The organism is Asticcacaulis sp. P4_H10 (assembly GCF_056400965.1).
Genome location: NZ_JBFUKH010000009.1, coordinates 61633 through 86664, shown reverse-complemented (window position 1 = coordinate 86664; position 25032 = coordinate 61633). Strand labels below are relative to the sequence as shown.

The following is a 25032-nucleotide window of genomic DNA, read 5'->3' as shown; positions in this document are numbered from 1 at the left end:
CGGAATTAATCCGTGGTTCGCAGTGGCATCGCATCGGTCTGGCCGGAATGGGTTACGGCATCGACGGATTCAAGGTTCGCCCTGTGGGCTTCCAGCATCGCCAGATGGGCCTTGGCGAATCTCTTGACAGGGCCGGTGGCGGCGCCTTCGGTGTAGTCCCGGAACAGGTCGACCGTTTTGTCGTGTGCGCGTGTCTGGAGATCGATATATTTGTCGTCGAACGCTTCGGCACTGGCGTCGGCAAGCTCTTCGTACATTTTCAGATGCGCATCATCGAGCACGCCGGCCGGAAGCCCCTTGCTCTTTGCTGCAGACGCCGCGGCATCGAGATCATAGCCAGCCTTGGTATGATCGGTGATCATGGATAGTGCGAAAGCGCGCACCTGGGGATTCTGTGCGCGTTGCAAAGCCAGTTCACTGGTGCGGATTTCGAACAGATTGGCGACCGATGCTTCTTGTATAAATGCTGCGACTTCATCGTCCTGCGCTGGACTGGAGCAAGCAGCAACGCTTAGGAACGCGGCAGCCGCAATCGATGCCCAAAGGCGATAAATTGTCATGACATTCCCTTAGGAGTGCAGGAACCATACAGATAATGTGGTAATAAACAGATGTGGCGCGCTTCTGATTAAATAAAAAAGCCACACGACAAGTCGCACTTAATGAAAATGTCGCACATATGAAATTATAATATTTGTTATCTAAAAATATTTCCTGAAAACCATGCAACTGACCGCAATATAAGCCGAATTATGCTATAAGTGCACAATTATACTTGAGATACTTCATCATGAGCAATGAAGCAGGCAAGTCCCGGAGATGACAGGTCAGGCCATCTCGTCGTGCGGCATATCGACCGGTTTCGATTCCGGCGACCCCTTTTGCCGCAGCCATATCGACAGGACGACAATCGAACCGATGGCCAGGAATTCGCTCTGCCAGTTCTGGAAGGACTCGAACCAGAAACGGGTCTGCATCAGGTAAGCGGCAAAATTGACGGGGACTTGACCGTCGATACGTTCCTCAAGCCGGTAGTCGGCGAAACTGCCCAAAGCGTGGAATGTGAACGACAGCATGAATAATACCAGAAAGGCCAGACTGAGCGAGTTCTCATAGACCTTTAGGATCCATCCGCCCTTTCGCACTGGCCACGGCGCCGTGGCGTGGGATTTAGGTTTACGATCGCATTCGGTTTCGCCTTCAAGCGGCTTGGACTCTGACGATCCCTGCTGGCGTAGCGAGACGGTCAGGAGCACGTAGAGGAACATCTGGAAGAACTCGCTCTCCCAGTTTTCGAACGTGACTTCGACGAAATTGCCAGTGGTCAGATAGGCCAGGAAGGATACGGTGGCCGCCGATTTTTCCAGCAGTTTTTCATTGTATTCAGCCCAGCCCGTCACCGCCTGCAAGGCCCAGAACAGCAGGAAGAATCCGAACACACAGAGCGACAGGCTGTTGCGGTACAGAAAGCTGCGGCGTTTGGCGTTGCGGCGGGTGAACATTAATCTGCTTAAAAAGACACCGCCGAAGCGGGGCCAAGTTTCCGGAAAACTATTCTGCGGGTTCAACCATTGCGTTGGCGTCAATCGCGGCCTGATTGACTTCTGACAGGGCGATCTGGCCCAGCTTTTCATCGGTCGCCTTCTCTTCCGCCAGGGTCGCCCTGAGCAGTTCGGCGGCTTCCTTGTACCCAAGGGAGTTGGCGATGGTGACCAGGCTGCCATAGGCGGAGATCTCGTAATGCTCGACCTTTTGCGCGCCAACGATCAGCATGGCGTCGCGGACAGGACCCTTTTCGATTTCCTCGATGGTTTCACCGCCTTCGGCGACCAGGCCTTCCATGGCCAGGCATTTGATGCGCTTCAGCTTGACGCCGAGCAGTTCAACGACCTGGTCAATGCGCTCGATCTGGCCTTGCGTCTCTTCCAGGTGCTGGGTGAAGCCAGCCTTCAGTTGTTCACTGGTCGACGCCTTTGCCATCTTCGGCAGAGCCTTGGTCAGCTGCTTTTCGGCGCTGTAGATGTCCGAAAGTTCGTGGACGAAGGCTTCTTCAAGTGTCGTGATCTTGGACATAGTGCGTTCCGTATTTGGGGAGGGAGAGTGAGCGCGCACTAGTAGGTCTGCCGGCCTTGGAATCATATGCGGCGGGACATCGGCGTTTGTCAGGAATGAGACAGTGTAATTACGCACTGACGGGGCCGAGGAAGGAGCGGGATGACTTTAAGCTTCAGGCTTTGGCGAGGCATGCATCTGGCATCGCATCCTTATCCTGCACTCGGCACTATCTTGCCTGATACAAACGAGAACTGCCGGTGAGCGATAAAGTCACCCATTCCGAAGGTGCGGCAGGTGGCTGGGGCTAAACGACAGGCCGTCGTCCATGGCGGCTGACCTTTCTTCCGACCACGCCTGTTGCAGTTCGATGACGATGCGACTGCTACGCACAGACCCCAAGCCCACCCGGCTGGTCCAGCAACTGGATCGACGAACCGGTGCCGAGATCGGGATCACCCCAGGCGCTGAGCGTCCAGGCCACTGACTTTGCCGGCGTCACTTCGAAAACCTGGACGGTTCCCGGCCATTGCGCAGTGTCCTTCAAGGCGCCGGCGCACCAGTTGCAGATCAAGGTATTGCCGTTCGCCAGGCGCTTCACCCCCTGAAACTGAAAGCATTGCCAATCGGGCCTGTCCTGCGGAATGTCCTTTTGCGAAAAGCGCCAGATGATCTCCTGCTGCGGCGTGACCTCGACGACTTCTGTCATGCGGTCGGGGTTGTACGAACTGATCAGCGTATTGCCATTCTTGAGCCGCTCGACGCCCCACGGCCGATCGATGGCATAGCTCCAGACCGGCTGTCCCGCCCGGTCGTATTCAACGACCTTTTTGTTATCGAGATGCCCGGCGATGAAAGTCCCCTGTTCCGTCATGCGTACGCGGCGGAACTGAATATGCGGCTTGTTGGGGTCAGGCACCGGCAGATTGAGATCGATCTCGATCCTGCCACTGGGCTTATGCACCACCATCAGCCGTGCGGGATTACCGTTTTGCACGACCATCACGCGGTCAGCCCCGATGGGTTGCAAGGTATGGATCTCAGCGCCCGCAGGCGCGGCCAGTGTCCAGACGATCCGCTTGTCCGGCGTAACCTCGCTGGCGCCCGTCTTATGGGCAAACAGGACATTGCCATTGGGCAGCAAGGTCGCATCGCCCAGTTCCACGCCGTTACCGTTGGCATCCGTATTCGCCAGGGCATAGCTCCAGACCAGCTTGCCGCCGCGAACGAGATAGAGCGTCTGGCCGTCCTTGCGATGATCCCATTCGCCACTGAGCAAAAACGGGTGCCGCTTCAGGTCACCGATGGGCGCCGCCCACGCTGGAAAGGCGGCTGCCGCCGCTGCCTGACTTAAGAGAAGCGCACTGAATGCGCGACGCGATAATGTGTTCGGCATGTCTGTCCCCGGTTCGTCTCGATGCTGGAATGGATATTCTCGCAGGCGCCGCCAATCATCAAGTGTGTTGGAGAATTCCGATCTCCTGCCTAGACCGGTAGCTCCATCGTATTCTTGACCTCTTCCAATACGGCATAGGTCCTGGTTTCGCGCACGCCAGGCAGGCTGACCAGCACGTCCCCAAGAAACTGCCGATAGGCAGCCATATCCTTGACGCGCGCCTTGATCAGGTAATCGAATCCCCCCGCGACCATGTGGCATTCGAGAATTTCCGGCTGGCGCTGCACCGAGCGGCCAAAGGCCTCAAAAACGTCGTCGGTCGTGCGGTCGAGCAGGACTTCGACGAAGATCAGCAGCGCCCGATCGAGCTTTTCCGGATCGAGCACCGCCATGGTTCCCAGAATATAGCCGTTGGTCTTCAGCCGCTTAACGCGATCGAAACATGCCGCAGGTGAGACGTGTACCGCTTCGGCCAGGGCCTGGTTGGTCATGCGGCCATCGCGTTGCAGGTGGCGAAGAATTTTCCGGTCGATCTCGTCCAGCATCCGAATATTTTTTCACATTTACATAGTTGCAGCAAATTATCTTCGGGTATTGCAGGCAAATTACCAAGGACATTTTCGAAATCGCGCGCATAATCGTGTAAGTTTCAGGAGATACCGTCATGACCGCATCCGCCGCCATTGCGCAGATGAATGCCCTTTATCGCGCGCCGGAGGCCGAGGTCTTGGCAGGGCTTCTGCCCTCCGCGACGTTGACAGTGGCCGAACGCGATCAGGCAATGGCGCAGGCGCGGCTGATCCTGACGGACCTGAAAGCGGCGCAGTCGACCGGCTGGGTCAACCGCTTCCTGCAGGAATACCGCCTGAACACCCAGGAAGGCGTGGCGCTTCTGTCTCTGGCCGAAGCCTATCTGCGCGTGCCCGATCCCGAAACCGCCAACCTGTTGATCCGCGACAAGATCACCGACGCCAACTGGCTGGCACACAAGGCAAAGTCAGACTCCAAGCTGGTCAATACCGCCACCTTCGGCCTCATCATGACGCGCGCCCTGGTCGGCGAGCCTGAAACTGCCGGTACGCTGAAAAAGCTGGTGGCGCGCGTCGGCGAGCCCGTCATCCGTCAGGGCGTGGCCGTCGCCATGCGCCTGATGGGCGAGGTCTTTGTCATGGGCCGCACCATCGAAGAAGCGCTCGACGTCGCCGCCAAGCCGGAAAACAAGGGCTTCACCGCCTCGTTCGATATGCTGGGTGAATCCGCCCGGACCTTTGCCGATGCTGATCGTTATTTCGCCTCGTACGAAGCGGCCATCGACGCCGTGGGCCTAGCGGGCAATACCGGCCATTCGGTCTCGGTCAAGCTGTCGGCCCTGCACCCGCGCTATGAGGTCGCCAATGCCTCGAGTTGCGTGCCGGAACTGACGGCGCGCATCCGTCACTTGGCGTTGCGCGCGGCGTCATCGGGCATCGACCTGACCATCGACGCCGAAGAAAGCGAGCGCCTGATCATGTCCCTCGACATCATCGAAGGCGTGCTGCGCGATCCGTTGCTCAAGGATTGGGAAGGCTTCGGCATGGCGGCACAGGCTTATGGGAAGCGCGCCCGCCCGCTGATCGCCTGGGCGCAGGAAGTGAGCAAGGCGACAAACCACCGCATCAAGGTCAGGCTGGTCAAGGGTGCCTACTGGGACGCCGAGATCAAGAAGACCCAGGTCGAGGGCCTGAGCGACTACCCGCTGTTCACCCGCAAGGCGGCGACCGACGTGTCGTACCTGGCGTGCGCACACGACATGCTCGACGCCTCGCACATCTATCCGGCCTTTGCTGGGCACAACGCCCTGACCGTCGCCACCCTGATGACGTGGGCCGGCGCGCGCCGCGACTTCGAGTTCCAGCGCCTGCACGGCATGGGCGAAGGCCTGCACGAACGGCTGGTGCGCGATCTTGGCTATAACTGCCGCACCTATGCCCCGGTCGGCGGCCACAAGGACCTGCTGGCCTATCTGGTTCGCCGGCTGCTGGAAAACGGCGCCAATTCGTCGTTCGTCCACCAACTGTCAGACCCGACCGTCGATGAAGCGACCCTGCTGGCTGACCCGGCCGAACACATCGCCAAGGTGGAGGGGCGTCCGCACCCGGCCATCCCCCTGCCCGCCAACATCTTCCCGGGCCGGGTTAATTCCAAGGGGCTCGACCTCAACGACCGGGCAACGCTTGACCGGACGCTGGCCGCCGTTGCCGCACCGAAGACGTACACCGCTGCGGTGCTTGTTTCCGGCAAGCCAGTCACCGGCACAGCACGGCCAGTCGCACGCCCGGCCGACAGCAAGACCTCCATCGGCACCATCATCGAAGCCACGCCGGACGATGTCTGCCGCGCCGCCAAGGCCGCACATTCTGCCGCCACGCGCTGGGATGCCACCCCGGTCGAGGATCGCGCCGCCTGCCTGGAGCGACTGGCAGATAAGCTTGAAGCCAACCAACGGGAACTGATCGGCCTGTGCGTCCACGAAGCCGGCAAGACGCTGAGTGACGCCGTTGCCGAAATCCGCGAAGCCGTCGACTTCTGCCGCTACTATGCCATCAATGCGCGCAAGTCGTTCGCGCCCGAAATCCTGCCCGGACCGACGGGCGAATATAACGAAACGCGCCTGACCGGCCGCGGCGTCTTTGCCTGCATCGCGCCGTGGAACTTCCCGCTGGCCATCTTCCTGGGCCAAGTCGCGGCGGCCCTCGTCACCGGCAATGCCGTCCTGGCCAAGCCGGCGCCGCAGACGCCACTGATCGCCTTCCGCGCCGTGCAGATGGCGCACGAAGCCGGTATCCCGGTCGATGTCTTGCACTTCCTGCCGGGTGGCCCAGATGTCGGTGCGGCCCTGACCCGCGCCACCGAAGTCTCAGGCGTCGCCTTTACTGGCTCGACCGCCACGGCACGCAATATTGCCCGCTCGCTGCTCGAAGACGACAGCCGCCCCATCGTGCCGCTGATCGCCGAAACCGGCGGCCTTAACGCCATGATCGTCGATTCCACCGCCCTGCCTGAACAGGTCGTCAATGACGTCATCACCTCGGCCTTCCGTTCGGCCGGCCAGCGCTGCTCGGCCCTGCGCCTGCTGATCGTCCAGGAAGACGTCGCCGACACCATTCTGCACATGCTGAAAGGCGGCATGGACGCCCTGGTGCTCGGCGACACGGCCGATGCCCGCACCGATGTAGGCCCGGTCATCGACGAAGCCGCCCGCGATAAGCTGATGGCTTACCGCGACAGCGTGAAATCACAGTGGGTGCACACGGTCACTGCACCTACGACCGGCCTGTTCGTGCCGCCGACCCTGATCCGCCTGTCTCGCATCGAAGACCTCAAACAGGAATGGTTCGGGCCGATCCTGCACGTCGTCACCTGGAAGGCCGGAGAGCTTGAGGATGTCGTGTCACGCATCAATGCCAGCGGCTACGGCCTGACCATGGGCCTGCATTCGCGTGTGGCCGAAACGGCCGACCGCGTCAAAGCGATGGCCAGGGTCGGCAATCTCTACGTCAATCGCTCGATGATCGGCGCAGTCGTTGGCTCGCAGCCCTTCGGCGGCGAAGGCCTGTCAGGCACGGGCCCCAAGGCCGGCGGGGCTCACTATCTGCTGCGCTATGCCGGCGAACGCACCGTCTCAGTCGACACAACCTCGGCCGGCGGCAATGCCAGCCTGCTATCACTCGGCGAAACGGACGTGTAGAGACGGCGGATATCTTTCATCAGGAGGCGCACGTCATCGGCACGGACGCCGTCGCGCGCCATCAGCAGGATGATGGCATCCTCGTTGAGAATTTCATCCAGCGTGGGCTCCTTGAAAAACATCATTGTCGCCTCCTCCGGCTTAGCGGCACCGCATACATAATGCAATTGCGACTTATTCGTAATTAATAACGACGCGCGCTGCGTTTTTTAGCGACGATTATCTGAGACCGGGAAAATATAGGTTGCTATTTTGGCCTGATCGCCCACAACTCTCACGCTTCTATTGACTTCCAGTGACAAATTTCTGCTTGACAAAAAAGTGGTGCAGAGATCATAACAGGGCATGTTAGCGCTACCAAAACGACGCTGATAGGCAAGAAACGCCACACGCTAACCTTCTGTGCCAGTAATGATATTGTAATCGAAAGTCATACGGATGCGATACCCGGACTTCGACATACTGCGGACAAAAGACAAAAATAAAAAAGGGTCGGGAATATGTATATGGGGATCGATGTCGGAACATCCGGCATTAAAGTTGTTATCATCAATGATGCAGGTGCAGTTGTAAGCGAAGCCCGCGCCGACTTAAGCGTTTCCCGCCCCTATCCCTTGTGGTCAGAACAGGATCCGTCCGACTGGTGGGCCGCGACGAATACTGCGGTAAGCAAGCTCGACGCCGGTGCCCGCTCGAAGGTTCGCGCCGTCGGCTTGTCTGGTCAGATGCACGGCGCTGTCCTGCTTAACAAGGCCCGCAAGGTCATCCGCCCCGCCATCCTGTGGAATGACGGCCGCTCGGGCGCCGAATGCGAAGAACTGCTGCGCCGTGAACCGCGCGCCCACGAACTGACCGGCAACCTGATCATGCCGGGGTTTACGGCTCCGAAGCTTCTGTGGGTCAAGGGCAATGAGCCAACCGTTTGGGATGAGGTCGATCTCGTCCTCCTGCCTAAGGACTACATCCGTCTGCGTATGACGGGCGAAGCTGGCACCGACCTGTCGGACGCGTCCGGTACGCTGTGGGTCGATGTCGCCAAGCGCAAGTGGTCGGACGAAATGCTGACGGCCTGCGACCTGAGCACAGACAATATGCCGGCACTGCACGAAGGCAACGCGCCGACCGGCATCCTGCGCGACGAACTGGCCGAAGCCTGGGGCATGGCGCGCGTGCCGGTTTGTGCTGGCGGTGGCGACAATGCCGCCGGCGCCGTCGGCGTCGGTGTTATCGACGATGGCGACGCCCTGCTCTCTCTTGGCACGTCAGGCGTTCTGTTTGCCGCCACCCGCGAATTCCGCCCTAATGTCGCCGGCACCGTCCACGCCTTCTGTCATGCCGTTCCAGAACGCTGGCATCAGATGTCGGTCATGCTCAATGCCGCGTCGTGCATCGACTGGGTCGTGGCAGCCACCAACGCCAAGTCTGTCGGCGACGCGCTTGCCGACGTCGAAGCTTCTGGCCGTACCGACACGCCGGAACTGTTCCTGCCCTATCTGACGGGCGAGCGCACCCCGCACAACAATCCGCACGCCAAGGGCGCCTTCTTCGGCATGACGGCTTCGACCGACAGCCTGGCCCTGACGCTCTCGACCCTGCAAGGCGTGGCTTTGGCATTAGCGGATGGCATGGACGTCCTGACCGACGCGGGCACATCGTTCGACAGCATCACCGTCATCGGCGGCGGCGCACGCTCGGGCTACTGGGGCAAGATCCTGGCCTCGACGCTCAACAAACCACTCATATACCGCACCGGCGCCGATCTTGGCCCATCCTACGGCGCCGCCCGCCTGGCACGCCTCAGCATCGGCGAAGGCGATGTCGCCTCGGTCTGCACGGCCCCGCCGATCGAACACGTGGTCGAACCCGACCGCCGCCTGTCGGACATCATGGCCGCCAAACGCCCGACCTTCAAAGCCCTGTACCAGGCCCTGAAGCCGCTCTTCTAGAATTCCATAAACAAGGAAATGTCCATGCCTACCTATTTCGACAGCATCCCCAAGATCGGCTTCGAAGGCCCCGCCTCTAAGAACCCGCTGGCCTTCAAATACTACGACGCGAAGAAGGTCATTCTCGGCAAGACTATGGCCGAGCACCTGCGTATCGCCGTCTGCTACTGGCACTCCTTTGCCTGGCCGGGCAACGACATCTTCGGCGCCGGCACCTTCGACCGCCCGTGGAAGCCCGGCGTTCCAATGACCAAGGCCGCCGCCGAACAGCGCGCCGAAAACGCCTTTGCCTTCTTTGAACGCCTGGGCGCGCCCTTCTACTGCTTCCACGATGTCGATGCCATGGCCGATGCCGCAACGCCGGCAGAGTTCAAGTCCAACCTGGCGCACATCGCCGACGTGCTGGCCAAGCACCAGGAACGCAGCGGCGTGAAGCTGCTGTGGGGCACAGCCAACCTGTTCTCGCACGCGCGCTACATGGCCGGCGGCGCCACCAATCCCGATCCGGACGTGGTCGCCTGGGCCTCGCTTCAGGTTCGCGAAATGCTGGAAACGACGCACAAGCTGGGCGGCGTCAACTACGTCCTGTGGGGCGGCCGTGAAGGCTATGACACCATCCTCAACACCAACCTGAAGCAGGAGCTGGACCAACTCGGCCGCTTCCTCAACATGGTGGTCGAGCACAAGCACAAGATCGGTTTCAACGGCACCATCCTGATCGAGCCGAAGCCGCACGAGCCGACCAAGCACCAGTACGACCGCGACACCGCGACCGTCTTCGGCTTCCTGAAGAACTACGGCCTGGAAAACGAGGTCAAGGTCAATATCGAAGCCAACCACGCCACGCTGGCCGGCAACAGCTTCGAGCACGAAATCGCCACGGCCGTTGCGCTCGGCATCATGGGTTCGATCGACATCAACCGCGGCGACGCCCAGAACGGCTGGGACACCGACCAGTTCCCCAACAACGTGATGGAAATCACCCAGGCCATCTATGAACTGCTGCAAGGTGGCGGCTTCACGACGGGCGGTTTCAACTTCGACTCCAAGGTCCGCCGCCAGTCGGTCGACGCCGAAGACCTGTTCTACGCCCACGTTGGCGGCATGGACGTCCTGGCGCGTGGCCTGCTGGGCGCCGCCAAGCTGATCGAAGGTGGCGAACTGAAGTCGTTCACCGAGCAGCGCTACGCCGGCTGGAAGCAGGGCATGGGCCAGAAGATGCTGGCGGGCCAAGCCTCGCTGGCCGACATGGCCGACCACGCCGTTTCCGCCAACCTGGCGCCGGTCGGCAAGTCCGGCCGTCAGGAATACCTGGAAAACATCGTCAACAACGCCTGCTGATCCAGGCTTTTTCATTGCCCAGGTTTTTTCATTGCAATGTGCAGACATTGCTCAGAGTCCTCCTGGGAGGCAATCCGTTCCTGCCCTCCCAGATCCTGCCTCTTGCCGCTCACGCGGCAAGAGGCCTTTTTTTGCCCAATTTTACTGACCTTGCGGGATGAGGGTTTCCAGCACAGGCAACTGATCGGCCTCCTGCGCCGGCTTGTCCCAGCGGATGCGGCTGATGCGCGGGAAGCGCAGGGCATAGCCCGACTTGTGCCGCGACGAGCGCTGGACGGCATCGAAGGCGACCTCGAACACCAGCTCCTTCTTGACCTCGCGCACCGGCCCAAAGGTCTGCAGCGTATTGTGCCGCACCCACTTGTCGAGTTCCTTCAGCTCGGCATCGGTAAAGCCGAAATAGGCTTTGCCGATCGGCAGCAGTTGGTTGCCGCTCCATAGGCCGAAAGTGAAGTCGGAATAGAAGCTCGACCGCTTGCCCGAACCGCGCTGGGCGTACATCAGGACAGCGTCGACCAGCTTGGGGTTGATCTTCCACTTGTACCACGGGCCGGTCGGACGGCCAGCGACATAGGCACTGTCGCGGCGTTTCAGCATCAGGCCTTCGATGACCGAAGCATTGTCGACACTGCCGCGCAGGTCTTCTAGTTCGGAAAAGGCGGTGTAGGGCAGTTCCGGCGACAGTCGTATCCCGGTCGGTTGATAGTGGTCGAGCGCAGTGGCCAGCAGTGTCCGCCGTTCGGTATAGGTCTGCGGCCGGACGTCCTCACCTTCCAGCATCAGGACATCGTAGGCGATGATGGCGGCGGGATAGTCGGCGATATGCTTGGCCGACGGGCTTTTGCGCCCCAAACGCTGTTGCAGATCGTTGAAGCTGCCAACCTCATCGCCGCGCTGAACCAGAAGTTCGCCATCGAGCACGGCGTGGAAGTTCAGATGCTCCAGCACATCGGGAAAGGCGCCGCTGATGTCATCGCCGGTTCGCGTGAACAGTGCCCGGCCGATGCCAGAATGGACGACCTGGACGCGGATGCCGTCATACTTCCATTCGGCAGCATAACGGTCGGGCGTGATCAGCCCGTGGTCCTTGTCTTCGAGCGCATGGGCAAGCATGACCGGCGTGAAGGTCAGCTTCTCGACCACGACAGGCGCCTCGGCACGGCCCTCCAGCCAGGCGAACAGCGGCTCATAGGGCGGATCGACGCCGTGCCACAGGGTCTCGACGGCCTCGACCGGCTGGCTGCCATATTTGGCGAGGACCTGTTTCAGCAGGCGCGCCGATACGCCGATGCGCAAACTGCCGGTACCGATCTTCAGCAGCGCCCAACGTTCGGGTGACGTCATGCGGTCGAGCAATCCGGCGACATAGTCGGGCAACTGGGCCTTGGGCGTATGGCGCAGGGCGTCTACGACCTCGGCCAGGGACGGCAGGTCGTCATCCGTGGGATTGCCGGGCCAGAGATGGGCGACGGTTTCGGATAGCTCGCCGACATAGTCGTGGCTCATGGCCAGCAGATTGGGGTCGGTCCGCGCCCGGATCAGCTCGAGTACCATGCCGCGTTTGAAGTTCGGCAGGGACAAGGAGTCGCCTATAATCGCCACGGCATAGCCACGGTCCGGATCGGGCGTTTCGCGGAAATAGTCGAGCAACAAACGCTCTTTGCCGAGCGTCGCGTGTTCGTAATAGAGGCGTTCCAAGAGGCGCGAAAAGGCTTTCATGCTGGCTCCTCGCCCCAAGAGCATCCCCTCTCCCCTTTCAAGGGGAGAGGGTTAGGCGCGGGGCGGCGAGCCTGAGGGGTCATACGATCGAAGTCACATTGCGCGGCCACCACCGCTTTACCCCTCACCCGGCTTGGCAAGCCAAGCCACCCTCTCCCCTCAAGCGGGGAGAGGGGAAGAGGACGCGGCCCGTCAATTTGTCCGGAACTATTCACTGTCATCCTCATACCCAAGCAGATGCAGCGCCTGCGCCTTCAAACCCATCTGGTGCGCGGCATAGACCAGCGCATCGTCGCGGCCGTGCGTGACCCACAATTCCGGTGCGCCGACATCTTTCAGGGTTTCCAGAAGTTCATCCCAGTCGGCGTGATCCGAAATCACCAGCGGCAGCTCAACGCCCTTCTGCTTGGCGCGCGCCCGGATACGCATCCAGCCCGATGCCGCAACCGTCATCACCTCAGGAAGCTTGCGCGACCAGCGATCCTTCAAGGCCGAGGGTGGACACAGGACGACCTTGCCGGCCAGGGTCTTCGCATTCTCCGGCGTCACAATATCCCAGGGTCCAAGGGCAATGCCCAACTGTTCATAAAGCTCGCACAGCTTGACCATGGCGCCGTGCAGATAGATGGTTTCCGCATAGCCTGCCTGACGCAGCGCCACCATGACGCGCTGGCATTTGCCGAGCGCATAGACGCCGACGAGATGGCAGCGATCGGGAAACTGCTCCAGCGAAACCAGCAACCGCGCGATCTCATCCTCAAGGGGCGGATGGCGAAAGACCGGCAGGGCGAAGGTCGCTTCGGTAACAAAGACATCGCACGGCACGGGCTCGAACAGCTTACAGGTCGGATCGAAGCGGCGCTTATAGTCGCCCGAAAAGACGATGCTGGCGCCATCGTATTCCAGACGCGCCTGGGCGCTCCCCAATATATGGCCGGCGGGATGCAAGGACACCTTCACGCCATTGATCTCCAGCGCCTGGCCGTAGGGCATGGGGTGTTCGGCGCCATTGAAATGGTCTTCGCCATAACGGCTGCGCATGATCGCCAAAGTCTCGGGCGTCGCGAAGACATGGCCGTGGCCTGACCGGGCGTGGTCGGCGTGGCCATGGGTAACGACCGCCACCTCAACCGGGTGCATCGGGTCGATATAGAAGTCACCGGCGCGGCAGTAGACGCCTTCTTTGCGGACCTCGATCCATTCGCGGGGATGGCTCATTGTACCCTTATATTCCGACGCCATATACTTTGTGCATGCTCAAGATTCCGTCCGTTTTTCAGCAGTGGTTCGACCAGCAGGGCTGGAAGATCCTTCCGCATCAGACGGAAATGGTCGCGTGCTATCAGGCCGGCCGCTCGACGCTTCTGACGGCGCCGACCGGCACCGGCAAAACCCTGGCGGGGTTCCTGGGGTCGCTGATCGACATCACGCAAAACGGTAACCGCAGCGGACTGCACACCCTCTACATATCCCCGCTCAAGGCATTAAATTACGATATCGAACGCAATGTGCTGGCGATCATCGAGGCGTTAAGCCTGCCCGTCCGTGTCGAAAGCCGCACCGGCGACACGACGCAGTATCGCCGCCAGCGCCAGCGCGCCAAGCCGCCCGACATCCTGCTGACGACGCCGGAATCGCTGATGCTGCTGCTGACCTATCCGGACGCCGCGGCGATGTTCGGCAAACTCAAGGCCGTGGTCATCGATGAAATCCACCAAGTGGCGGCGTCCAAGCGCGGCGACCTGATTGCGCTCGCCCTGGCCCAGCTTGAGGTCTACAGCCCCGGTTATCGCCGCATCGGCCTGTCGGCGACCGTGTCCGATCCTGACGTTTTCTGCAAATGGCTGGGGCCGACGGGGCGACCGGCCGAACATCTCGACAGCCCCGCCGGCAAACCGCCGAAAGTGGCCGTCCTCAAGACCAGGACCATCGTGCCCTATAGCGGCTTCATGGCGCAGTATGCCGTGCCCGAAATCCTGGCCGAAATCAGCAAAGCGAAGACCACCATCGTCTTCGTCAATACCCGCGCCCAGGCCGAGCTGCTGTTCCAGTTCCTGTGGGAGGCCAATGCCGACGCACTCCCCATCGCCATCTACCACGCCTCGCTGACGCGCGAGATGCGGCTGAAGACGCTCGCCATGATGACGGAAGGCAAGTTGAAGGCGCTGGTGGCGACCGCTGCTATCGAGTTAGGCATCGACTGGGGCGATGTCGATGTCGTCATTCAGGTCGGCGCGCCCAAGGGCGTGTCGCGCCTGCTGCAACGGATCGGCCGGTCGAACCACAAGGTCAATGTGCCATCCAAGGCTTTTCTGGTGCCGGCCAATCGCTTCGAGGTGCTGGAATGCGAGGCGGCGATCACCGCGATTGCCGAACGCCATCTCGATGGTGACCTGCCCCTGCCCGGCAGCCAGGACGTCGCCATCCAGTACATTATGACGGCCGCATGCAGCGCTCCTGTCACCCCGGAGGGACTCTATGAGATTCTGAAAACCTCATGGTCCTACCGCCATGTCAGCTTCGAAGCCTTTCAGTCGCTGTTCCAGTTCGTCATCGATGGCGGGTATGTGCTGCGAAACTACGACCGCTGGCATCGCCTGATACAAAGCGAAGACGGCGCGTGGGTCGCGGCGTCCAAGGCGGTCATCCAGCGTCATCGCCAGAATATCGGCGTCATCATCGAAGCCGGAAAGCTCAAGGTCCGCAAACGCCACGGCCGCGGCGGAAAAATCCTGGGCACGATCGAAGAACAGTTCGGCCAGTCGATGCGGCCGGGCGATACCTTCTACTTTGCTGGCGAGGTCCTGGCGTTCGAGCGCATCTACGACATGACGCTTGAGGCGCGGGCCAGCGCCGCCAAGGAGCCATTGCTGCCCTCCTATTCCGGTGGGCAAATGCCGCTGTCGACCTTTCTGGCCGATGGCGTGCGCCGCCTGTTGCAAGACGACAGCGCGCTCGATACCCTGCCGAAACCAGTGCGCAACTGGCTGGCCTTGCAGGCGCGTTTCTCGGTCCTGCCCGACCGCAAGCACCTGCTGGTCGAGTCGTTTCCCCGCGGGAAGCTGCATGCCTTTGTCGTCTATACCTTCGAAGGCCGCCGCGCTAACCAGACGCTCGGCATGCTGATCAGCCGGCGGATGGAGCGGCGCGGCCTGCACCCCTTGAGCTTCACCCTGACCGACTATGGACTGGCGATCAACAGCGTCGAGGCGGTCACCGCCGACATCGTCCACGACCTGCTGTCGTCCGACATTCTTGCCGATGAGCTGGAAGAATGGCTGGCGGAATCACCCATGTTGAAGCGATCCTTCCGGAGAGTCGCGACCATTGCCGGCATCGTCGAGCAGAACAACAATTCCGCGCGCAAGACGTTGAAACAGGTGACATTTTCGACTGATCTGATTTATGACGTGCTGCGTAAATACGATCCTGACCACGTGCTTTTGAGCCTCGCGCGCGCCGACGCCATGCGCGAACTATTGGATTTAGACCGCCTGACTGAGATGATTCTCAATTTTCAGAACCATATCATTTTCCAAGACCTGCCCCGCCCGTCGCCCCTGTCGCTGCCGGTCATCCTCGACGTCCGCACCGAGCGCCTGCCCGGTGGCGGCATGGAGGCACTGCTGGCTTTGGAAGGCGTCGAAGCCACCGCCGACCGGATGATCGCGGAGGTCGAACATGGCCTCATGGTGTGACATCGTCTTTGCCGGCCATGAGATGGTGCTCGACGCCGGCCTGGCGCTCTGGTGGCCGGCACAGGACGCGCTTGTCGTCTCGGACCTGCACCTGGAAAAATCGACCTTCCTGGCGCAATTCGGCTCGGCCGTGGCGCCCTACGATACGCACGATACGCTGCTGCGGCTTCAGGCCTTGGTGACGCGCTATCGGCCAAAGACCCTGATCCTGCTCGGCGACAGCTTCCACGACCGCGACGCCTGGCACCGGTTGGAACACGGTGCGCGATCGCAACTGCTCGACATCTGCGGATCGGTGGCCGCCTGTCATATGGTCGAAGGCAATCACGATGTCGGCCTGATGAAGGACGGCGCGCTTAGCTTCTGCGACGACGTGACGATCGAGGGCGTAACCTTTCGTCACGAGCCCGAAGAGACCGGCCCGCAAGTCATCGGCCACTTCCACCCCAAGCTCGCCACCCATGTCCGCGGCCATCGCGTGTCGGGCAAGTGTTTTGCCATCAACCGCGACATGTTGATCATGCCGGCCTTCGGCAGCTTTACCGGCGGGCTCGACCTGTCGCACGATGCCTTCAGACCCTTGGCCGGCAGCGATCCGTTCCAGCCCTATCTGGTTGTCGGCAATACGGTCGCTGCCCGGCCGAAAACCATACATTCCGTATAGACGGCTTATCCCACAACGCCCGATTGCTTATATCGAACTTATCGGAAGCGATCGATTTTACGGTATTTGCACGATGCCGGGGTGCTGCCATGTCCGAGAGGAAAACACCGTTCCGCGTGACGCAACTGGTCGTCAGCATGGCGATACTGTGTGGTGTCGCCGCGCTCCGCCACCACCGCGATACGCTGGATGAAGACGCCATGCCTGCGCGACGGCCGGTCACGATCACCGCATTGATCGATATCATCAAGCAGACCTGGCAGGAATGGAATGACGACGAAGCGCCACGTCTGGGCGCCGCGCTGGCCTTCTACAGCGTCCTGTCGATCGGGCCATTGCTGCTGGTATCGATCTGGGGCGCCGGGCTGATCTTCGGCGAGGTCAATGCCAGCCGCTATATCCTGGATGAAATGCGCGGCATGCTGGGCGCCGACGGCGCCAAGGCGATCGAAGACATCCTGCTGCATACCCACAATGAATCGGGCGGCGTACTCACCGCGATTATCGGCCTTGGGGCACTTATGTTTTCTGCGGCCGGCTTTTTCGATCAGCTGCAGAGCACCTTCAACTACATCTGGAATGTCCCGAAGCAGAAAACCGACTTCAAGGACTATATCTTCAAGCGCCTGCTGTCGTTCAGCATGGTGATTGGCATCGGCGTCCTGCTGCTGTTTTCGCTGATCGTCTCGGCGGCACTGACTGCACTGACCGGCATGCTGGGCGATGCAGCGCCAGCCGTCATCCTGCAAGGCGTCAACTTCGTTCTGTCGTTCGCTATTACTTCGCTTTTATTCGCTGTCGCTTTCAATGTCCTGCCCGACATCCATCTCAGGTGGCGCGATGTCTGGGTTGGCGCGATCCTGACCTCGCTGCTGTTCTCGATTGGCAAGTTCCTGATCGGGCTTTATCTCGGTCACAGCAATATCGGCACGTCCTACGGCACCGCCGGATCGATGATCATCCTGCTGGTATGGATCTACTATTCCGCCCAGATCATCTTTTTCGGCGCCGAGTTTACCCAGGTGTATACGCGCTACCGTAACCCAGGTTGGCAGCCGGTGTCAGACATTACCGGCGCCAAGGGCAGCGGGATCAAGGGCAGCGGGGTCAAGGGCAGCGGAGGCAAGTCCACTGGCCGCCGCCTTCTCGCCTGACAGCGCTTCAAGGTGCGCCGCGCGTTCGGTGGCGCGCTCCGCTGCCCGGTCGCGTGCGGCTTCGACCAGAGCCTTGAACAGGTCTCGGAACGGCTTGCGATACAGCATAAGTTCGGGATGGAACTGCACGCCGATCCAGAAACGGCTAGTCGGGTCTTCGACCGCCTGGACTATGCCGTTGGGTTCACGCGCCACGACGCGCAAACCCGCACCGACGCGTTCGATCGCCTGCTTGTGGATGGCATTGACGCAAACCCTGCCACTGCCGATGAGCTCGGCCAGATGCGATCCTTTACGCACCTCGATCGGCTTGCGCAGAAACAAGGGCTCGAGCAGGCCGTTGGAAGACACTGCCTTGTCGTAGCCCGTCAGGTCGTTGTGCAGCGTGCCGCCGGCAAAGACATTGAGCATCTGTGCGCCACGGCACACACCCAGCGCCGGCAGGTCATGACGGCGCGCCGTCGCCGCCCACGATGCCTCCATGTCGCCGCGCGCCAGGTCGTAACGATAGCCCGGCTTGGGCGTGCCTTCGTAATGTTTGGGGTAGACATCCGAGCCGCCACCGAAGATCAGGCCATCTATCGTTTGCGGATCGCGCGCCGCCTTGGCGGTCACCTTGACCGGATGGCCGCCGGCCAGCCAGACAGCGAGCTTCATCGCCCACCACGCCCACAGATCGCCGCGCACCGGCTTTGTGATGCCGATAAACGGCCGTTTGCGGGGCGTTATCGGTTGCAGTTCGACCGGCGCCTCATCGGCCTTATAGGTGATTTCCGACGGCAGCTTGCGGTGGCGCACCAGGTGGCTGAGGATGAACAGCGCGCCCAGTCCGACCAGCGGATCCTTGTCGCTGAGTTCGGACGGCGCATCGCGATTACGGGCCACGGCCTGTCCAATGGCGTCGAGCGCGTCCTTGGCAGAGGCTGTCGCCCCCAGGGCGGAGACCGCCGCCTCCATGGCGCGCGCCAGCTTTCCAGTCGCGAGATTTTCCTTGGCGCGGCGCCAGGCGTCGGCCGCTGCGCCCAGGTGCGGGTCTGACGCCGCCACATCCTCCAGCGTCGCCAGCAACCACACCGCCGGCGTCTTGGTGACGACGCCAACCTGCGGTTCAGGCTCTTCGAAGCGCTTGCCGATCGTCTGGAGGTACAGCAGCCACGGGAAGTCGACGCCGGTTTCGATTGAGTGGAAAATACCAGCCCAGAAGCGGGCATTGACCTCGATAAGCTGGGGCACGTGATCGGCCTCGCCGTCCCAGCGGAAGTCGATCTCGCACACACCGTTCCATTTCGTTTCGGCCATTAGTTGCGCCACGGCCTCGCGAAACGGCTCGGCATCTACCGATTCCCGAATGGCGCCGGCACCGGCCTTGCGGGGATAGGTGGCGATATTCTTGTAGGCCATCATGGCCTCGATGACGCCGTCGCGCGCCAGCACGCCGACGCAGTAGTCCTCGCCACCGGCAAAGGTCTGGATCAGCGGCGGCGGGTCGAAGCCGAGCGCCTCAGCCTGTTCGCGCAGCTCTTCGGCCGTATGGGCGATAGATACGCCGCGCCCGCCGACGCCGGTCACCGGCTTGACAACCAGGGGCAACTGGCCTTCCAGCGCCATGACCTCTTCGATGCTCTGTGGCGAAAATCCACGTGGCGCCGGCAGGTCGATCCGCGCCGCCAGGTCGGACAACCGGTCCTTGGGGTTGACCATGTCCAAGCTGGCAACCGACGGCGCCGAAATCTTTATCAAGGGCTCGAAGCGTTCGCGATGGCGCGCGATCAGCTCGATATCGCGAAAGGCCGGCATGAGCACATAGGGCCGGCCATCGCGCGGCGCATAGGTCCTAACCGCCGCTTCCAGGTCGTCGAGAAACTCCGCCGGCCGCGTTTCCCACGGCGCCACGACAAAGGTTTCACGGACATGTTTCGAAAAACTGAGAACCGTCATCGACACATCGTCACAACCGATGACTTCAATGCCCTGGCGCGCCAGCGAACGCGCGATAACCAACGCCATCAGGCTGCGGCCATAGGTCAGGATGACCCGCCCAGCCGGTTTCAAAGCCGTCGCGTCAGGCTTTTCGCCGTTGCGCTTCCCAAGAATGCTCACCGCTTGCCCACCCCACCAAACAACAAGATATTTACCTTATAATTACTGCGCCTTATGCCAATTCTTAAGCGGATGGGTTATAAAATTTCCATGCCGGTCTCTGCGCGCCGGCGCAGCTTACAGATATGTCGCCGTGAACAGGCCACCGATCCCCAGAGTTACCGTCTTCATCCTGCTGGCCCTCGCCATGCTGGGCGGAGCGGTCATGCTGTGGGGCGGCGAAGACGGACTGGGCATGATCAAGGGCATCCTGGTCATGCTGCGCGATCTTGCCAACCGCCATCCGCTCGTCAGCGCGGCCACGTTCCTAGCGGCACACATTATCGTCGCCGCGCTATGGCTGCCCGTGGAAATTCTCATGATGGTGGCGGCGGGCGCCCTGTTCGGCTTTGTCGAAGGCACGATCCTGGCCTCCTTCGGCACCAGCGTCGGCGCCACCCTGGCGTTCCTGGAAGCCCGGTTCCTGCTGCGTGACACCGTCATGCGGCGCTTCGGCCGCCATCTGGCCCGCGTCGATGAGGGCATGAAGCGCGATGGCCCGTTTTATCTGTTTTCGTTACGGCTCCTGCCGATATTTCCATTTTTCCTGACAAATGTGACCATGGGCGTCACGGCCCTGCCGGTCAGGGCCTTTTACCTGATCAGTCAGTTGGCGTTGTTGCCGGCGGTGATGGTCTATGTGAATGCGGGCACACAGATCGCCAAGCTGGACAGTCTGTCGAAGATTGTGTCGCTGGCCCTGCTGCTGACCCTGGCCGCCGTAGCCGTGCTGCCGTGGGCGGGCAAGGCCCTGGTGAAACTCTTCCAGAAATCCGGAACAAATAGGTAAAGCCGAAGCTTTCCCCCGTTTGGGTTAGTGACGGCCACCAGACACAAAGCGGCCTGCGCGGTTCGCTTGGGGAAACGACGCGCAAGCCGTATGAAAACGAAGGCTGACCCTAAATCCGTTCAGCTTCGCCAACCGGGCTGAGCAACACATTCAACTTGCGTTCCAGCTCATTGGTATCGAACGGTTTTGAGATATAGTCGTCCATACCGGCCTGCAGGCACTTCTCACGGTCGCCTTTCAGCGCGTGCGCCGTCATGGCCAGGATGGGCGTCCGCTCCATATTGAGCATGTTCTCGCGCTCACGGATACGCCGGGTGGCTTCGAAGCCGTCCATGTCCGGCATCTGCACGTCCATCATGATCAGGTCGAAACCGCCCGACTGCCATTTGGCGATGGCGTCACGTCCGCTTGTTGCGACTTCGAAGTGGCACCCGAACTCCTCAAGCAGTGTCGTGGCGACCAGGGTATTGGCAGCATTGTCCTCAGCGAGCAGTACGGTCTTGTGCGCCGGATGCGGCAGAGCCTGGGCCGCCTCATCGACAGCGACCACAGCATACGACAGCACCTTCAGCCGCACCTGAAGCGTGAATGTGGCACCCAGCCCCTCCTCGCTCTGAACGGTCAGGCTGCCTCCCATCATCTCGGCCAGCTTGCGGCTGATGGCCAGGCCAAGGCCGGAGCCGCCGAACTTGCGGCTTATGGAGGAATCGGCCTGGGTGAACTGACCGAAAACGTGGTCGATCTTATCGGCGGCGATGCCGATGCCGGTATCGCGCACGCTTAAAGACACCGGCACGGCGTCGTCCTGGCGGGGCCCGCTCCAGACAGTGACCGCAATACGGCCCTTGCTGGTGAACTTGACCGCATTGGACAGCAGATTCATGACAATCTGCTTGAAACGCAGCGCATCGGCTTCGAACGTCAGCGCACGGTCGATGCGGTAATCCAGATTACATTCGAGGCCTTTTTCGCGCGCCTTGACGGTATTGATGTTCAGGCATTCCTCGGTCAGGGCGAACAGGTCGCACGGCGACAGATCAAGTTCGACGCTGTCGGCCTCGATCCGCGCCAGATCGAGGATGTCGCTGATCAGCTGCATAAGGGTCTCGGCGCTGTCCTTCATGGTTGACAGGTATTTCGTGTGCATCGCCGGGTCGGACTTGAAATGCAGCATGATATGGCTAAGGCCAACGATGGCATTCAACGGCGTGCGGATTTCGTGCGACATGTTGGCCAGGAATTCCGACTTGGCGCGGTTGGCGCTTTCGGCCTGGATGCGTGCCTCGACCGAGTCCTCGATGTCGGTGCAGGTGCCGTACCAGATGCGGATACGCCCTCCATCGTCGCGCATCGGCACGCCGCGTGTCTTGAACCAGCGATAGCCGCCGTCGAAGCGGCGCAAGCGGTATTCGATGTCATAGTCCGCGCGGCCGGCGATTGCTTCTCTCCACGCCCGTGCCGTGCGGTCACGATCTTCGGGGTGCAGGAAATCGAGCCACTGGTTCTGCAGCAGATTCGCCACCGGCGCACCGGTATAGTGCTCCCATTGCGCGTTCATATAGACAGTGGCGCCGTCATCGGGCTGACTGATCCAGACGAGCTGCGGCATGGCCTCGGCCAGGCCGCGCCAGCGCCCCTCGCTTTCGACCAGCCGTTCCTCGGCCGCCTTGCGGGCTGTGATGTCCTGGAAATAGATCGACAGGCCGCCGTCCTCGACCGGATAGATGCGAACGCTGTACCAGCGCTGCCACGCCGCGTAGTAGTTCTCGAAGGCGGCGTCGACGCGCTCGCTCATCACCTGGCGCAGGCGGCTCTCAAGCTCCGTGCCGATGGCGTCAGGCAGCGCGTCCCAATAGACCTTGCCGATCATGTCGTCGGGCGCCATGCCCTGCTCGGCCAGCATGTCGCGGGCGGCCGCGTTCATATAGGTGAAACGCCAGTCGGCATCGACGACCTGCAGCCCGTCAACGATGCTTTCCAGTACGCGCGTCAGCTGCGCCTCGCCCTCACGGCGCAGGCGCGACATCTGCAGTTGCGAGCGCAGCTTCGCCAGCAGTTCCCGCGCGCTGAACGGCTTGACGATATAGTCGTCGACCCCGGCGTTGAGCGCTTCGACCCTGGCTTCTTCGCCAGCCCGCGCCGACAGCATGACGACGGGAATGTCGCGCGTCCGCTCGTCGCCGCGCAGCCGGGCCAGCAAGCCGAAGCCATCGAGCCTCGGCATCATGACGTCGGTCAGCACCAGTGCAGGCGGGTCGGCAACGATCCGCTCCCAGGCGGCCTCGCCGTCGCCCACCGGCTCGACGTGGAACTCTGCATCCAGCAAACGACGGACATAGTCGCGCATATCGGCATTGTCGTCCGCCAGGATTATGCGCTGCGCGTCGGCAGCCGCAGTTGCGTGATGCTGCGCAGCATCGTCCGGCAACCAGCGCAGCATTTCCTCAGCGAAAACGCCGGCGCGCGCCGACTCTGCCACCGGCAGAGCGTCCTCGCGCACCTGGGCTGATGGCAGGTGGCTCCTGCCCAACGGCAGGCGCACGGTGAAGGTGCTGCCTTCGCCCAGACGGCTGTCGACCGACACCTCGCCGCCGTGCAGCCAGACCAGTTCCTGGACTAGTGCCAATCCTATGCCTGAGCCTTCGATACTGCGCCCCGACACGCCTTCGACGCGATGGAAGCGTTCGAACAGGTGCGGCAGCTCTTCCTCTGGAATACCCGGGCCGGTGTCGCGGACGGCCAGCACGGCGTGGCCATCGTCCGCCCGCAACGCCACCTCGACCGATCCCGACAGGGTATATTTGAAGGCGTTGGACAGCAGGTTGAGGACGATCTTTTCCCACATGTCGGCGTCGACATAGGCCGGCTGGGGCAAAGGTTCGACCGCTATGCGGTAATTTAAGCCCGCCTTGTCCATGGCCGAGCGGAAATTGCTGGCCAGGTCTGCCGTATAGACCGGCAGGTCGAGGGGCTGATAGGTGGCGGTCACCCGGCCAGACTCTATGCGCGAGAAATCGAGCAGGACATTGACCAGCTTCATCAGCCGCTCAGCATTGCGACGGGCGACTTCCAACCGGCCACGGTTGACGGGATCGAGATCGGGATCGGCAACGGCGTCTTCGATCGGCGCCAGCAGAAGCGTCAGGGGTGTGCGGAATTCGTGGCTGATATTCGAAAAAAAGGTCGTCTTGGCGCGGTCGAGTTCCGCCAGGGCTTCGGCGCGGCGGCGCTCTTCCTCGTAGGCTCTGGCATTGGCGATGCTGGCGGAAATCTGGCCGGCGGCAAGCGTCAGGAACCCTTTGTAATCTTCATCGATCAGCCGGAACGGGCTAAGCCCGGCAATGAGCACGCCGCCGGCGCTTAACGGCACGACGGCGGCGTGCGACGGCGGTGACGGCCATGCGCCGCTGGGCAGGACACCGAAAACGGTAGCGAGATTATCCACCAGTTGAATGTCGTGGCTGCGGCAGGCTTCGGCGCATGGCCAGGCCGATGGCGCGCCAAAGTCGATCATCTGAGGCGCGGCAGGATGTTCGGTATTTATGCCGGTCAATCCCGCCCGCCGCAGCGTGTCCGCCTCACCATCGAGATAAATCATGGCGAACGGCAGGTCGTGCCGGTTTTCGGCCATGGCCTGACAGGCCTGCCGGCAAACCTCTTCGACCGTGCGGGCCTCTGCCGTAAAGGAAGCAAGATCGCGCAGGGTGGCGGTCTGGCGTTCGCCGATAACCCGGCGCGTGTCGTCCGTATTGGCACAGATGATGCCCCCCGGGGTGCCGTCATCATCGGGAATGGGGCTGTAGGAGAAGGTGTAGTAGGTCTCTTCGGGATAGCCGTTGCGCTCCATGATCAGGAGCTGCTCTTCGACATAGGTGCCTTCGGTGCCCGTCATGGCAGTGGCAAGCAGGGGCTGGATGTCGTCCCAGATTTCCTGCCAGACCACCTTGGTCGGCTTGCCCAGCATATGCGGGTGCTTGCCGCCGATGATCGACTTGTAGGCGTCGTTATAGAGATAGATCAGTTCCGGCCCCCAGCCGATCCAGATCGGCTGCCGCGAGGTCAGCATGATGCGAACCGCAGTCTTCAGGCTTTGTGGCCACTGATTTACGGCGCCAAGCGCAGTCGCGGACCAGTCCACGCTGCGCATCAATGTCGCCAGTTCACCCTCACCCCGCAGCACACCTGACGTGTCCGGCACGGTGGTATCGCCATACATACTCAAACCCGGCCCTCCACAGGGTTTAGATGACGTTCCATCCCGTAAGGATTCAATGTGAAGATCACGGGCAATCGCCATTGCCTCCCTGAGAACGCAACAGACGGATAGCACGGGTGACGATTTTCATTACGCCGCGACCAGGATAAGCTGTTTCTTGACCCATTTAAGCTGCGCTTTGTAACCATAG

At 61.3% G+C, this 25032-nt stretch carries 16 protein-coding genes; 7 read left to right on the top strand and 9 right to left on the bottom strand.

Features of this window, described 5'->3' with window-relative positions:
• Positions 1-5: 5 nt before the first annotated feature.
• From AC1DON_RS16680 to AC1DON_RS16660, 5 genes are all read right to left on the bottom strand, one after another.
• Positions 6-560: a DUF4142 domain-containing protein gene (locus AC1DON_RS16680; RefSeq protein ID WP_476935945.1), complete on the bottom strand. Its 555-nt coding sequence runs from the start codon at positions 558-560 to the stop codon at positions 6-8.
• 267 nt (positions 561-827) lie between these two features.
• On the bottom strand, positions 828-1502 hold the full coding sequence (locus AC1DON_RS16675; protein ID WP_476935944.1) for a DUF6766 family protein: 675 nt from the start codon (positions 1500-1502) through the stop codon (positions 828-830).
• A 49-nt stretch (positions 1503-1551) separates the two neighbouring features.
• Positions 1552-2073, bottom strand: coding sequence for a YciE/YciF ferroxidase family protein (locus tag AC1DON_RS16670; protein WP_476935943.1), 522 nt, complete (start codon positions 2071-2073; stop codon positions 1552-1554).
• Positions 2074-2437: 364 nt separating this feature from the next.
• Positions 2438-3448 (bottom strand): hypothetical protein, encoded by a 1011-nt coding sequence (locus AC1DON_RS16665; RefSeq protein WP_476935942.1) that lies wholly within the window; start codon positions 3446-3448, stop codon positions 2438-2440.
• Between the two features lie 89 nt (positions 3449-3537).
• Complete coding sequence (locus tag AC1DON_RS16660; RefSeq protein WP_476935941.1) at positions 3538-3993, bottom strand: Lrp/AsnC ligand binding domain-containing protein; 456 nt, start codon at positions 3991-3993, stop codon at positions 3538-3540.
• A gap of 119 nt (positions 3994-4112) precedes the next feature.
• Here AC1DON_RS16660 and putA point away from each other — a divergent pair, with 119 nt between their 5' ends.
• From putA to xylA, 3 genes are all read left to right on the top strand, one after another.
• Positions 4113-7175, top strand: a complete 3063-nt coding sequence (gene putA / locus AC1DON_RS16655; protein WP_476935940.1) for a bifunctional proline dehydrogenase/L-glutamate gamma-semialdehyde dehydrogenase PutA — start codon at positions 4113-4115, stop codon at positions 7173-7175.
• 506 nt (positions 7176-7681) lie between these two features.
• Positions 7682-9121, top strand: coding sequence for a xylulokinase (gene xylB / locus AC1DON_RS16650; protein ID WP_476935939.1), 1440 nt, complete (start codon positions 7682-7684; stop codon positions 9119-9121).
• Positions 9122-9145: 24 nt separating this feature from the next.
• Positions 9146-10462 (top strand): xylose isomerase, encoded by a 1317-nt coding sequence (gene xylA, locus AC1DON_RS16645; protein ID WP_476935938.1) that lies wholly within the window; start codon positions 9146-9148, stop codon positions 10460-10462.
• 141 nt (positions 10463-10603) lie between these two features.
• On the opposite strand, the gene AC1DON_RS16640 is transcribed toward xylA, so the two are convergent.
• Both AC1DON_RS16640 and AC1DON_RS16635 read right to left on the bottom strand, forming a co-directional pair.
• Complete coding sequence (locus AC1DON_RS16640; RefSeq protein ID WP_476935937.1) at positions 10604-12181, bottom strand: cisplatin damage response ATP-dependent DNA ligase; 1578 nt, start codon at positions 12179-12181, stop codon at positions 10604-10606.
• A gap of 207 nt (positions 12182-12388) precedes the next feature.
• Positions 12389-13399 carry a ligase-associated DNA damage response exonuclease gene (locus AC1DON_RS16635; protein WP_476935936.1) on the bottom strand — a complete coding sequence of 337 codons (1011 nt, stop codon included), beginning with the start codon at positions 13397-13399 and terminating at the stop codon, positions 12389-12391.
• Between the two features lie 35 nt (positions 13400-13434).
• Between AC1DON_RS16635 and AC1DON_RS16630 the strand changes: the two genes are divergently transcribed.
• The 3 genes from AC1DON_RS16630 to AC1DON_RS16620 all read left to right on the top strand — a co-directional run bounded on the left by AC1DON_RS16630 (position 13435) and on the right by AC1DON_RS16620 (position 17697).
• Positions 13435-15879: a ligase-associated DNA damage response DEXH box helicase gene (locus AC1DON_RS16630; RefSeq protein WP_476935935.1), complete on the top strand. Its 2445-nt coding sequence runs from the start codon at positions 13435-13437 to the stop codon at positions 15877-15879.
• Positions 15863-16543 carry a ligase-associated DNA damage response endonuclease PdeM gene (pdeM, locus tag AC1DON_RS16625; protein ID WP_476935934.1) on the top strand — a complete coding sequence of 227 codons (681 nt, stop codon included), beginning with the start codon at positions 15863-15865 and terminating at the stop codon, positions 16541-16543. Before AC1DON_RS16630 ends, pdeM begins: the two co-directional genes overlap by 17 nt.
• 89 nt (positions 16544-16632) lie before the next feature.
• Positions 16633-17697, top strand: coding sequence for a YihY/virulence factor BrkB family protein (locus tag AC1DON_RS16620; RefSeq protein ID WP_476935933.1), 1065 nt, complete (start codon positions 16633-16635; stop codon positions 17695-17697).
• On the opposite strand, the gene AC1DON_RS16615 is transcribed toward AC1DON_RS16620, so the two are convergent.
• Positions 17605-19797 (bottom strand): gamma-glutamyl-gamma-aminobutyrate hydrolase family protein, encoded by a 2193-nt coding sequence (locus tag AC1DON_RS16615; RefSeq protein ID WP_476935932.1) that lies wholly within the window; start codon positions 19795-19797, stop codon positions 17605-17607. The two genes, AC1DON_RS16620 and AC1DON_RS16615, sit on opposite strands and share 93 nt — an antisense overlap.
• A 133-nt stretch (positions 19798-19930) precedes the next feature.
• Between AC1DON_RS16615 and AC1DON_RS16610 the strand changes: the two genes are divergently transcribed.
• Positions 19931-20626: a TVP38/TMEM64 family protein gene (locus AC1DON_RS16610; RefSeq protein ID WP_476935931.1), complete on the top strand. Its 696-nt coding sequence runs from the start codon at positions 19931-19933 to the stop codon at positions 20624-20626.
• Positions 20627-20735: 109 nt separating this feature from the next.
• On the opposite strand, the gene AC1DON_RS16605 is transcribed toward AC1DON_RS16610, so the two are convergent.
• Positions 20736-24842 (bottom strand): ATP-binding protein, encoded by a 4107-nt coding sequence (locus AC1DON_RS16605; RefSeq protein WP_476935930.1) that lies wholly within the window; start codon positions 24840-24842, stop codon positions 20736-20738.
• Positions 24843-25032 lie beyond the last annotated feature (190 nt).